Origin of the sequence: Rhizobacter terrae (assembly GCF_003852895.1) — a bacterium.
In the GTDB taxonomy this organism is placed as follows: Bacteria; Pseudomonadota; Gammaproteobacteria; order Burkholderiales; family Burkholderiaceae_C; genus Albitalea; species Albitalea terrae.
Genome location: NZ_QUSW01000006.1, coordinates 104,789 through 116,438 on the forward strand (window position 1 = coordinate 104,789; position 11,650 = coordinate 116,438).

At 64.8% G+C, this 11,650-nt stretch carries 8 protein-coding genes; 4 read left to right on the forward strand and 4 right to left on the reverse strand.

All coding sequences use genetic code 11. The annotated features are described in order from the left end of the window. Position 1: 1 nt before the first annotated feature. Genes DZC73_RS20495 through ipdC form a run of 3 tightly spaced genes read left to right on the forward strand, consistent with a single transcriptional unit; the run spans position 2 to position 2,975 of the window. A complete protein-coding gene (locus tag DZC73_RS20495) occupies positions 2–919 on the forward strand; it encodes a U32 family peptidase (protein WP_235835218.1) in 918 nt (305 codons plus the stop codon). Then, a complete protein-coding gene (gene ubiT / locus DZC73_RS20500) occupies positions 916–1,335 on the forward strand; it encodes a ubiquinone anaerobic biosynthesis accessory factor UbiT (RefSeq protein WP_124542242.1) in 420 nt (139 codons plus the stop codon). The genes DZC73_RS20495 and ubiT overlap by 4 nt, the downstream gene beginning before the upstream one ends. Then, entirely contained in the window at positions 1,332–2,975 is a 1,644-nt protein-coding gene (ipdC, locus tag DZC73_RS20505; RefSeq protein ID WP_124542243.1) for an indolepyruvate/phenylpyruvate decarboxylase, read from the forward strand. Before ubiT ends, ipdC begins: the two co-directional genes overlap by 4 nt. Before the next feature lie 21 nt (positions 2,976–2,996). Here ipdC and DZC73_RS20510 read toward each other — a convergent pair whose 3' ends face one another. Then, the gene (locus tag DZC73_RS20510) at positions 2,997–4,553 is read right to left on the reverse strand and encodes an oleate hydratase (protein ID WP_235835219.1); all 1,557 of its coding nucleotides are present in this window, start codon (positions 4,551–4,553) and stop codon (positions 2,997–2,999) included. 135 nt (positions 4,554–4,688) lie between these two features. On the opposite strand from DZC73_RS20510, the gene DZC73_RS20515 reads away from it, so the two are divergent. Further along, positions 4,689–4,898: a hypothetical protein gene (locus DZC73_RS20515; RefSeq protein ID WP_124542245.1), complete on the forward strand. Its 210-nt coding sequence runs from the start codon at positions 4,689–4,691 to the stop codon at positions 4,896–4,898. A 513-nt stretch (positions 4,899–5,411) separates the two neighbouring features. On the opposite strand, the gene DZC73_RS20520 is transcribed toward DZC73_RS20515, so the two are convergent. From DZC73_RS20520 to DZC73_RS29765, 3 genes are all read right to left on the reverse strand, one after another. Further along, complete coding sequence (locus DZC73_RS20520) at positions 5,412–8,405, reverse strand: RNA-directed DNA polymerase (protein ID WP_124542246.1); 2,994 nt, start codon at positions 8,403–8,405, stop codon at positions 5,412–5,414. 560 nt (positions 8,406–8,965) lie between these two features. After that, positions 8,966–9,781: a phospholipase D-like domain-containing protein gene (locus tag DZC73_RS20525; RefSeq protein ID WP_161974672.1), complete on the reverse strand. Its 816-nt coding sequence runs from the start codon at positions 9,779–9,781 to the stop codon at positions 8,966–8,968. Next, positions 9,757–11,649, reverse strand: a complete 1,893-nt coding sequence (locus tag DZC73_RS29765; protein ID WP_161974673.1) for a hypothetical protein — start codon at positions 11,647–11,649, stop codon at positions 9,757–9,759. Before DZC73_RS29765 ends, DZC73_RS20525 begins: the two co-directional genes overlap by 25 nt. Position 11,650: the final 1 nt, after the last annotated feature.

Consider the following 11,650-nt stretch of genomic DNA (forward strand, 5'->3'; position numbering starts at 1 on the left):
GATGGACTTCACCGACACCCCGCGCATCGCGCTCACCATCGGGCCGCTGCTGTACTACTGGCCGCGCGAGACGCTGATCCAGTTCTACGCAGACCTCGCCGAATCGCCAGCCGACACCATCGTGCTGGGCGAGGTGGTGTGCTCGCGCCGGCATGAGATGAAGACGGCCGACTGGATCGCCCTGGGCCGCGACCTGGCCGCCGCCGGCAAGGAGGTGGTGCTGGCCACGCAGGCGCTGGTCGAGTCCGAGGCGGACTTGCGTGTGCTCAGGCGCATGGCCGAACAAGGCGAGTTCATCGTCGAGGCGGGCGATGCGTCCGCCCTGAACGTGCTGATCGATGCCGGCGTGCCCTTCGTGCTCGGGCCGCACATCAACGTCTACAGCCGGCCCGCGCTGGACGAATACGCGAGCCTCGGGGCGCTGCGCTGGGTGGCGCCGGTGGAGCTGTCGCTCGCGGCCATCGGGCAGATCAACGCCGGCAGCACGCCGCTGCCCACCGAGGTGTTCGCCCACGGCCGCATGCCGCTGGCCTTCTCGGCGCGCTGCTTCACCGCGCGCCACCACCGCCTGAGCAAGGACCAGTGCGACTTCCGCTGCCGCGATGACGACGACGGCCTGCTGCTGTCCACCTCCGACGGCCAGCCCTTCCTCGTGCTCAACGGCATCCAGACCCAATCGGCCGCGCAGCAGTGCCTCATCGGCGAACGGCAGGCGCTGCTGGCAGCCGGGGTGACCCGCGTGCGCCTCTCGCCCTCTTCGAAACACTTCATGAAGATCGTGGATGCCTTTGACGGCGTGATGAACCGCGGCGAGAACGCCGATGCCGCCTTGATCGCGCTCGATGCACTGAGCCTGCCCGGAGGTTTGGCCAACGGCTTCGCGCACGGCCAGCCCGGGCTGGACTGGAGCCGCGCATGAACGCCGCCCTGCCCGCTTTCGGCGCGGTGGCCGAGCGCATCCGCCCACTGGTGCAACGACTGCCGATGCAGCCGCCAGCCCTGGCACTGGCCGCAGCGCTCAACCGCTGGCTGCGCCCGCGCCTGCCGGCCGATGCGCTGCCGGCCTTGTCCAACCGCTGCGTGGAGATTGCCGTGACCGACCTCGGCCTGCGGCTGCGCCTGCAACTGGACCCGCGCGGCTTCGGCCTCGCGTCCGCCAGCGCACCCGTGGCCTTGCGCATCACCGCCGCGGCCCCCGCCTACTGGCGATTGATGAGCGGCCGCGACGACGCCGACCGATTGTTCTTCGAGCGAGCGCTCGTGATGGAAGGAGACACCGAAATGGGCTTGATCCTCAAGAACACCCTCGACGCCATCGGACCGCTGTGGCCATGAACCTCACCGACCGACTGCTGCAGGCGCTGGCCGAGCGCGGCGCCACCGAGATCTTCGGCATTCCCGGCGACTTTGCGCTGCCCTTGTTCCGCGAGATCGAACGCAGCGCGACCCTGCCGCTGTACACCCTGTCGCACGAGCCTGGCGTGGGCTTCGCGGCGGACGCAGCCGCGCGATATCGCGGCGGGCTGGGCGTGGCCGCGGTGACCTACGGGGCCGGCGCGTTCAACCTCGTCAATGCCGTCGCGGGCGCGTACGCGGAGCGCGTGCCGCTGGTCGTGCTCTCGGGCGCGCCGGCCGCGCACGAAGCGGCCAGCGGCCTGCTGCTGCACCACCAGGTGAAGACGCTCGATTCGCAATGGCGCGTGTTCGAGGAACTCACCGCCGACCGCGCGCGGCTGGACGATGCACGGCAGGCACCGCAGCAGATCGCCCGCGTGCTGGACACCGCGCTGCGCGAGTCACGGCCGGTGTACCTGGAGATTCCGCGCGACATGCCGCAGCGGCCATGCGACGAGGTGCCCGTCACCGCGCCGCATGAGCCCGACCCGCAGGCCTTGGCCGCGTGTGCCGACGAACTGCTGGAGCGCCTGCGCCGCGCCAGACGCCCCGTGCTCATGGTGGGCGTGGAGGTGCGCCGCTACGGCCTGGAAGCCAAGGTGGCCACCCTGGCGCGACGCCTGGGCATTCCGGTGGTGACGAGCTTCATGGGCCGCGGTCTGCTGGCCGATGCGGACGTGCCGCTGCTGCGCGGCACCTACCTCGGCCTGGCCGGCGACCCGGTGCTGTCGCAGGAGGTGGAGACCTCCGATGGCTTGCTGCTGCTCGGCGTCATCGTCTCGGACACCAACTTCGCGGTCTCGGCCCAGCGCATCGATCTGCGCTTCGCCATCCAGGCGCTGGGCGGGCGCGTGGTGATGGGGCACCACGTGTACCCGGACGTGCCGCTGTCACGGCTGATCGACGCGCTGCTGGAGCGGGTGCCGGCGACTGCGCCGCTGGTGGCGCCCTTGCGCGCACTGGCGACGAAAGGCCGGCATGAACCCCGCCGCGCCGAGCCGTCGCCCGTCACGCCGGCAGACATCGCCGATGCCGTGAACCGCCTGATGCAACGCCACGGCCCCATGCCCATCGCCTGCGACGTGGGCGACTGCCTGTTCACAGCGATGGACATCGACCCCACCGCACTCATCGCACCCGGGTACTACGCCACCATGGGCTACGGCGTGCCCGCGGCGCTGGGCTTGCAGGCCGCGACCGGGCAGCGGCCCATCGTGCTGGTGGGCGATGGGGCGTTCCAGATGACCGGCTGGGAGCTGGGCAATGCGCAGCGCCATGGCTGGGACCCGATCGTCATCGTGTTCAACAACGCGGGGTGGGAGATGCTGCGGGCCTTCGAGCCGGAGGCTCGGTTCAATGACTTGAGCGCGTGGGACTTTGCGCAGATGGCGCCTGGGATGGGCGGGGACGGGGCGCGGGTGGAGGACTGCGTGGGACTGGAGGCGGCCTTGGAGCGGGCGTGGGGGACGCGGGGGAGGTTTCAGTTGATTGATGTGAGGTTGGCGCAGCGGGACTGCTCGCCGACCTTGCAGAGGTTTGTGGGTGCGGTGAGGAGGTTGGCAAAAGGGGCCGCAGGCTGACCGGCGGCCCGCCGGCACGGCTCAGGTGAAGGACTTCACCAAGGAGTCGAGCAGCACCCGGGGCTTCGCGTCATGTGCCGTGATCGGCGGCACGATGCGGTCCACATGTGCCAGCTGGTACACCGCGGTCTGTGCCGCCCGCACCGAGTATTCAACGGTGAAGACCACGTCGTCCGGGATCTCGACGAATTGGCTGACGAATGCCAGGTTGCGCGACCGTGCCGGCACAGGCTTCGGGCGATCTGTGCGAGCGCGCGGCATGAACATGCTCGTGATGTACGGCATGCGGCAGGGAATGCAGGTGGCGCCCTCGAAGACTGCGCGGTCGAAGTTCAGATGGCCGGCCAGCTCGTTGAGGATGTCGGCGCCGCCGCATTCGCTCATGGGCTTGGGCACGAAGTCGCCGACGCGGTCGGGGTGCAGCGCATAGCCCCAGAAGACCCACTCGTCGGCGCGCTGGCCGACGAAATGCGGCTGGTGATAGAGGACGACGGACATCAGCCAGCGCGAGTCCCGGAACGTGACGAGGCCGCCGGTGCCCGCCTGGTTGCCGGTGAACGACTCCATCTTCTCGAAGAAGGCCGGCGTGCGGCACGTCACCGTGAACGACTCCCACCACGACTCGGGGATGCTGGCGTTGAAGGCCTCGGGGCGGCCGAACGCCGGCCGGCCCTGTGCGATCTTCTCCCACAGCGCCCAGCCGGCTGAATGAACCTTGGTGAGCTGCGATGGCGGCTCGGTCATCGTGCCGAGGCTGGAGGCATCGGTCATCGAGGCGTTCTGGATGAACACCAGGTCCTGAGGCGAGATGTCCATCGTGCGCACGCCGGATGGCCCGCGCAGCTCGAGCCCACGCACCGAGAGGACGTCGGCGTCATCGCGCAAGTCGACGTCAGTCACCGTCACGCCATGCTCGAAACGCACGCCGCGCTCGACCAGCCAGTGGACCAGCGGTCGCACCAGCGAGTCGTACTGGTTGTAGGCCGTGCGCTTCACGCCTGCAAGCGTCTCGATGCGGGGGTACTCGTTCATGAAGCGGTGCAGGTAGCGTTTGAATTCAACCGCGCTGTGCCAGGGCTGGAAGGCGAAGGTCGTTTGCCACATCAGCCAGAAATTGCTGCGGAAGAATGCAGGCGACAGCCAGTCGGTGATGCGGCTGGTGCCCAGTGTCTCTTCGGTTGCCTCGGTGAGGCGCAGAAGTTCCAGGCGGTCATGCATCGTAAAGGCCATGGACGACACATCGACAATGTGGCGGTTGGCGTCCACCAGGCGCGCGCGCGAGTGCGCGGGGTTGCGCTCGTTGAAGCGCAGCGTCTCGTCGTAGACGCTCAGACCCTCGTGCTCCAGCGAAGGGATGCTCTTCATCAGGTCCCACAGACACTCATAGTGGTCGCTGGTGAGCATGCGCCCGCCGCGCAGAGAGTAGCCCTCTGGCCGCTGCGCGCCGTCCAGGCTGCCGCCGGGGATCGGCTGAGATTCGAAGATGGTGATGTCGGCGCCTTTCCAGCCGGCATCGCGGATGAGGAAGGCAGCGCCGGCCAGTGAGCCGATGCCGCTTCCGGCGAAGAATGCTGTCATGGGGGGAACTCCTTGAGGTGTTGGTGTTCTGGGTCTGCAGGTCGACATGGCGGCCGCAGTTGAACCGTTGATCCGCTGCGAGAGGGAAGCGGTCAGCGCGGTTGCGTCTGTCGTTGGAAATCATAGGCAGGGGTGATGCGTTGGCATGCACTGGGCGTGCTGCGGTGCATCTCAAAATTGATTCAGGTCAATTGCGCTGCGTGGCGCAGCATTCGCCTGGATGTGAAGGCGTCTGGAACAACCTTGGATCGTTGTCCAGCATTGGTCGCCATAGAAACACCTGCAGAATTGCACGCTATTCGCAGTGAGAACAATCTCATCAATATTGTGAAGATTGCCCCCTGATCGTCGGAATGCCCAAAGTGGGTTTTGAAGGGGGAGTTTTGAGCGGAAGCTCCGCCTGCCGTGTATTGTCGGCTTGCGGCCGGTCCAGGACTTCAGGGCAACCTTAGTAGGTTGACCGCATTCAGTCTCAAATCGACCTTCCGCCTCGATGGTCGGCGAGGCAGCGAAAGGAGTCAGTCGTTGCGGAGGCTGGAACTCACGCTCTCCCTCGCACACCGGTCATAGACTGAACACACGGGCCCACGCTCGTCCAACCGCCACTTGGTGGCGTCGACTCGCAATCTCCGCTTGGCACGATCATCGATCGTCCGTCGTGGCCTCCGGCTCGCAGTCTACGATGGACTCCCATCAACGCCTTGATTGCCGATTGGCGCTTGGCATCAGGAGGGTCGGGATTGCTCATTCGCCTCAGCCGTCGAGCGTGACGGCGTGCTGAGTCGCAGCAGTCAATGTCGCATTGCCGTTCTTCGGCCCCTGGAGCAATCCTGCAGACTGCTGCGTTGCCGCACTCAGTCACCGCCAATCCGGCGGCAAGGGGCGCCAGTCTTCATTCACTGTTGGATCTGCGTGAAACGCTCTGAGGCTTTCGAGCGGCAGATCGACGTGGACGAGATCATCGGCGCCTCTCTCAACCAGGCGGCACAAGTCTCGCTCCCAACGTACCGCACGCGGCGCCCACGCTCTGCAGTCAGAATAGTAGCCGTTGTTGGCGATCGCGATGATCGCGTGGAGCTGAAATCCCACGGACTGGATCAAGTGATCGTAGGACGATGTGTCGGGGTTCCACGCTGGACATAGCACGACGTCCGCCCGGCCGACAAGGTCAGCGACTCGGCGTGCCTCGATCATCTCGCTGCAGATCAACACGGAAAGCGATCCCCAAGGCGATGAAACCACGATTCTTGGCAGATTGCCCTTGGGTGGCGCGAAGGTCACGCCAACAGGCATAGCTGCAAGTTGAGTCGCCTCCTCGCGTGCAGGTCTGCGCTTGGTCCAACTCCACGATGCGACAGAACGAGAGGGGCCGGGAATTACGGCATGGACCTCATTGCTGACATGCGCATTCGCTGGATCATGTCGATACTCCAGGCCGGCGACCAAGCCGTAGCGACCGGTCAGCACAACATAGTTCGACAGCGCTCGAAACCAATCGCGCGGGATGGAAAGTTCGGGTAAGACAAGGACCGCCGCCGGATGGTTCTGTGCCACCCGGTTAGCCTTTTCCAGGACCGTGGCCAGACCCCGCAGGCGCTCCAGTGTCATGTGGGGCTTGTTGTAGGGAGGCTTCGGCGTTCGCTTTGCTGCGGCCTCCCATGCGCTGTTCTTGACGACCAAGTTGCCGAGCATCACGCGCGGCCCTGTCATTGGCGAATCGTCGGCGAACCTTTGCCAGAACGAGTTGATCCAGACATTGCTCGGGTCGATCACAGTGCCGACTGGGTCTGCGTAGCGAGTGCCGCGAATCGCATTGACGACATCCAGAAGATCTTGAAAGATGTCCGATTGAAATCCTTCACTCTCGACTCGAATCAACCAGCGGCGTGCAATGTCGAAGTAGGAAGGTGGGCGTATGCAGAGGAACAGCCGGGCGGGCGCCAGCATCCAAGGCGGATCTTTGAGGTCTTCGCAACGTGCGACAAACCTCTCGATCTCGGTGAGGCGCTTAACAAGCTCCCCGCTCTCGGAGAGTTCCTCGATGAGCCATGTTCGATCCACCTCAGGAGGTCTTGCGTCCTTGGGCGAGTCCTCCTCGCGATCGCGCGAGCGCAAGTCCGAGGCGGCCAGAATCGCGGCCCGACGCTTCAGCACGCCCATGCTCATATAGCGGGTACGGTACTTCAGCCCGCCCTTCAAACGGGCCTCGAGATCCTTCAGCCCCTTCGACGTTCGCGGCAACACGGCGGCCATGGCTTCGACCCGACGTTCATGCAGGTAGTCGCGAAGGGAAGTCCAGCCAAACTTCTTGCCGCGCGGTAGCTCCTGGCCCAGGAAGTAAAGCGCCGATGCAGCCTCCCAGAGGGATTCGACACTTCCCCAGACTGCATCCATCCTTTGATTGATCTCAGCTGCGGTCTTCCAATCGGACGCGACAACTGCGAGTTTGAACAGTCGCAAGGAAAGGTCGAGGTCTTCCAGCCAGTTGTCCTCTGCGTCCAGCACGCGGGCCACTTGATCGAGGCTGTTGCGGACCATGGTCTTCGCCTGCTGACCGTCGACCAGGCTCGAAATCCTTTCCAAGGAGTGAAGGCTCGTCGAGAGCGCGTACCGTTCAAGCTTGGCGCGGTCTGCTTGGCGCAGGACCCGCAGTGGCGACCCTGCTTGTTGCCTGGCTCTCACAAGGTGCCCAGCACCTTCGCCATGCAAGGTCGCGATGTCCACGAACGCCCGACGTTCGCTGACGAGACTGGCGAAATCGGAGGCGACGGCGTCCACGAAATCTGTGCCAGGCGTACCGGCCAGGTGGTGGACTCGAACCTTCTTGCTTTGAAGGCGGAAGTCACTGCCCGGTCGTGAAAGTTCATCGCAATCAAGACGAACCGTGTCGTCGCTGGTGCTCTTGATCGGAAGGTATGTGCTGAGCACGTTCAGAAGACTCTCTGCCTTGTCAGCCTTCCTGTCTTGGGCAACGATCACCAGGTCGTCCACATAGCGCCGGTAGCAGAGCACGCCCGAACGACCTGCGATGTGGCGATCCAGTGACTCGAGCGCCAAATTTGCGACGAGCCGGCTGGTGAGAGCGCCGATAGGAACGCCGGTAGTGACGGGGATCCCGACGCGCCGGGACGCTTGGGCCCGAAACCGTTCATAGGCGTTGAGCAATGAGGTCGTCGCCACCTTGTAGGCTTCGACGGCGAACTCATCACCGCTGACGTCTGTCAATCGCCGGATGAAGCCCTTGCTGAGCAAGAATGCAGGCTCGACGGTGTCATAGAAGCTCGCCAGATCGGCGCTAATGATCATCACTTTCCGGTCGAGTTGCAGCGCATCCCGTGCTGCGTTCAACGGCGCCATCCGGAACTCTTGGTAGCGAGGGGGCCAGAATTCGAAAACCCACCGTCGATCCGGCACTACTCTCTGCTCGCGCAGATCGAGGCGATAGCCCAGAACCTCTGGGCTCGGCAGTAGTGAATCGAGATGGCCGCCGAACTGCCACAGATAGAGAATCTCCACGATCGCGAACTGCGGGGTCGGACTTACGCGGACTTGGACGTCGATGGGCCTGACCGCTTTGTCCTGCCGGACTCCGATTCGAATGATCTCGTCGCTTGTCGGAGATTGCTCTCTGAACCGCTTCGGAACAACCCACGACTCGCCAGTCTCTAGGCCGTCGAACCATGGGCGAGCGTCGAGGGTCTCCTTTAGCGCGCGCAATTGGTTTCCAAGGTCTTGCTCGAACTGTGCCAGCTCGTGCAAGCCGACGCCACGACGCTCGAAGTAGAGTGCAGTCTTCGCTTGGCGAAATGCCAGGTACAAGTCGCTCAGGGTGATCGCAGGTTCACCACGCATCAGTGACACCTGCCGATGGTCGGCCTTGACGGCCCCGTTGTCACGACTCGCCGCAAGCGTTCAGACATCCGAAGCGGGGAGATCGCGCAAGCGGTCGGTCTGACCGCAGCGGCGCTGCGCGAAGTCCTCGGATTGTGGTGTCGCAACAAGATCTTCCTCTCTCGACTCGCCGGGCTGGAAACCGGCCCCTCAAGCTGGCTGCAAGGAGCATCATCTCGGCTGTTCTAGGCGACATTGTCACCGCACAAGAGAGGTAGGAGATCGAGGTCTGACGCCCTTGGCCTCTGGCGAAGAACGCACGTGCATGAGGCCAGCTGCGCAGCGGAAGGAGTCACACTGCGCCGGGCGGCGAACTCATGCTGTCAGTCACCTTGTCGTCATTCGCCGCCGGCCGGGGGCTGGACCCAGGGGGCATGTGCGGCCCGCCCCGTGGGCTTGGGCCACCGACCCATGCGGACGGAGCAAGGCGCGCAGAGCGGCCGCTCCGACAACGGCTCGCGCTAATCGGAGCGCGGGGCTTCAGGGTCACCGGCCGGAAGAACTGCTGCTCGTCAGCACGCCTACTCGCCCGCAGCGGTCTTAAACACAAGGCGCACTTGTCCGAGCTCGATTGCCGCGTGTACGACTCGCTCAATCTCAACTGCCTGACGAGCACCAACGATAACGCCCGTCTCAAGGTTCCGAAGCAACGCATTGCCCGTCAGATTCGCGGAGCCGAGGACGGCCGACGCGCCATCCGCCACTACGAGCTTCGAGTGCAGCAAGACAGGCGCAGTCGTCGGCGCCGTGTACACGCGCAGACAACCGTTCAGGCCTCGCGCCTCCCGACGTAGCGACTCCAGCGAATCCGACGCCCATGAGCCCAACGAATTCGCGTCCTGGGTCACCAGCGTCATGGACACGCCCTTGGACAGGGCAGCAAGCAGCTCCTCTTGAAGCTGTCCCATGCCCTCAACTTCAAGGTAGGGCGCAAGGAGTGTTAGGCGTTCCCTTGAGGCCCGAATGAGCGCGCGTACGCCCTTGGCGTACCCCGTCGGGTCCACGCCGGGGACGGCGAGCCCTTGCGGTAGCGTCCACATCAGCGCAATGTCCACCTCGGATTGCCCGTCCCAGACAGCGCAAAGGAAGTCCGCGAGAGGTCGAGCGAGGAGCCTGCCCTCGGAACTCAGGCACCTCCATTCCTTGAGCGCATCCCAAAGCAGGCGTTCGCCGCTTGTTCCGAGCAGCGAGTTGGCCCAGAGTAGTTCCTCGGAGGAACTCAGCCGTTCGCCCACCAGCATCCACAAGGCCTGACCAAGCCGCCGAGCCCCATCCGGACGCCGTATGCGCTCTGAAATCGTCGTCGTGGACATCACGCCACCGGCGCCGCCTTCCATGCGTCTTGCCAATACCCGAACGCGAGCTTCGAGCCCTCGAAGACGCTGGCCTGCGGCGTAGGTCCACCGTAGACAGTCGCTCGAGAGAGCTCGCGGTTGAAGCTGATGCAGTTGTGCTCTCGGTGAGTACAGCCGGCGCAGCTCCCGCCGTCGTCTTCGCAGATGGGGTCGTAAACGCATTCGCGACCCGACTGCACGGCGTCCCAGAGCCAGGTGTTCAGGCGCTGCTCGAACAGCGTCGTCAGGCCGCCAATCTTGGTCTCGGCATGCCGGTTGGCGTACAGGATGAACGAGAGCGAGCCGGGGATGAGGTACTCGCCGACGCTCGAGGGCGCGAAGCCGCTCCATTCGATGCGCCGCAGGAACAGATGACTCATGGTGTGCAAGAGCGTGCGGATGGCCACCGCTTCCACCTGCCCGTATGAGGGCTCGTGCGGCGCCTCGCGCAGTCCAGGCACTTCGGCGTACAGCCGGGCCCAGGCCTCTTCGCGAGAGGCCGGGACGGCGCCGCCGGCGATGCCGTTCTGGAGCAACCAGCTGTAGACCTTCAACGGGTCCAGTTCGAACCACAGTGCTTCCGTCTCCGCTGCGATGGCGTACACAGGAATCCTGCCGCGGTCGTCTACCGGAAATGGCGTGATGAGCGTACGGGAGGGGTCGCGCGCGGTCCGCGTGTACCCGTACGCGCACAGCGCAAGCGGAAAGTCGTTCACGACTCTGAGATTGCGGATACCGAGGAGCTCGGAAGCCTTGCGCTGCCCCTCCTCGATGTCGGACGCGCCGACCTCATCGCCAGAACGCCTCAGCATCCCCGCGACGTCTGCGATAGTGTTGATGTCCGTCTTGTCGAGAAGGGTCGTGTGTTCGACCAGCCAACGGCGTGGTGCGCCCGTCGAGGTCAGCTTGCATGCCTTGAGCAAGTCGTTGACCCGCTCGATTTCGGCTTGACCTTTCGGTTTCTTCTTCTTCGCGTCGTAGTCGCAGACGACCTGGTTGGTCGGATCGAGTTTGCGCAGTTGCTCAACAAGCGCGGCCGTCATGTCCGCGTCCTCGGGCTTGCCAAGGCTCGCGCGCTCGCGAATCGTGTCCGAAACGCCATCGGGCAGTAGCCCCCAGGTTCGGGCCAGCATCAGCTGCAACGCATCTGGCGCCGCCCGCAGCCGCCCCTGGTCGTCCTCGGGGAAGTTGACAAAAGCGACCGTGTGCGGGATGTAGAGCGAGGGGTCGCCTGTCGGCACCACGCGGAGGAACTTCTCCGCGCGAGGGCCCGGTGGCAGCGACTGGTTGTACGCGCACTTGCAAGGCGTCATGCGCAGCGCCTGCACGTCGGCCTTGCACTTCGCGCAGTACCAACGTGCCTGTTTGACGCGACCGGGGTCATAGAACGCCAAGTCCGTGCCGCTGCCGCAGCCCGGGCACCGCTGCGCCGGCACGTAGAGCTCCTCCAGCCGCCCGCAGTTGTGAGCCTGCACGTAGCGCATCTGGTTCAAGTACCCGCCGCAGCTGCACCGACCTACCGCGGACGCGCCCCGCTTGATAAGGTCGGTGAACTTTCCCGTCCTCGAGCAGGACCGGCAGCGGAACACCTGCGGGTACGGCGTGAACCGGACCTCTCTGGGCGAGCCCACCGCGTAGTAGGACCTGCGCGATGCGTCGCGCGTGTCCGGAAACTTGGCGGCGAAGTCGGCCGGCCACATCGCCAGGGCATCGGCCATCGCGTCGAAGAGCGCGTCGCGATTGACCTCCGCGTCGCCCAGGGCGACCTGCGTCACTTTGCACAGACCGTAGTCGTCGTGCTCGAAGATGGCCTCGGGCAGGTGCCTGAACAGGACCTGGGTCTGACCTCGCGAGAATCCCTTGTAGGCCATG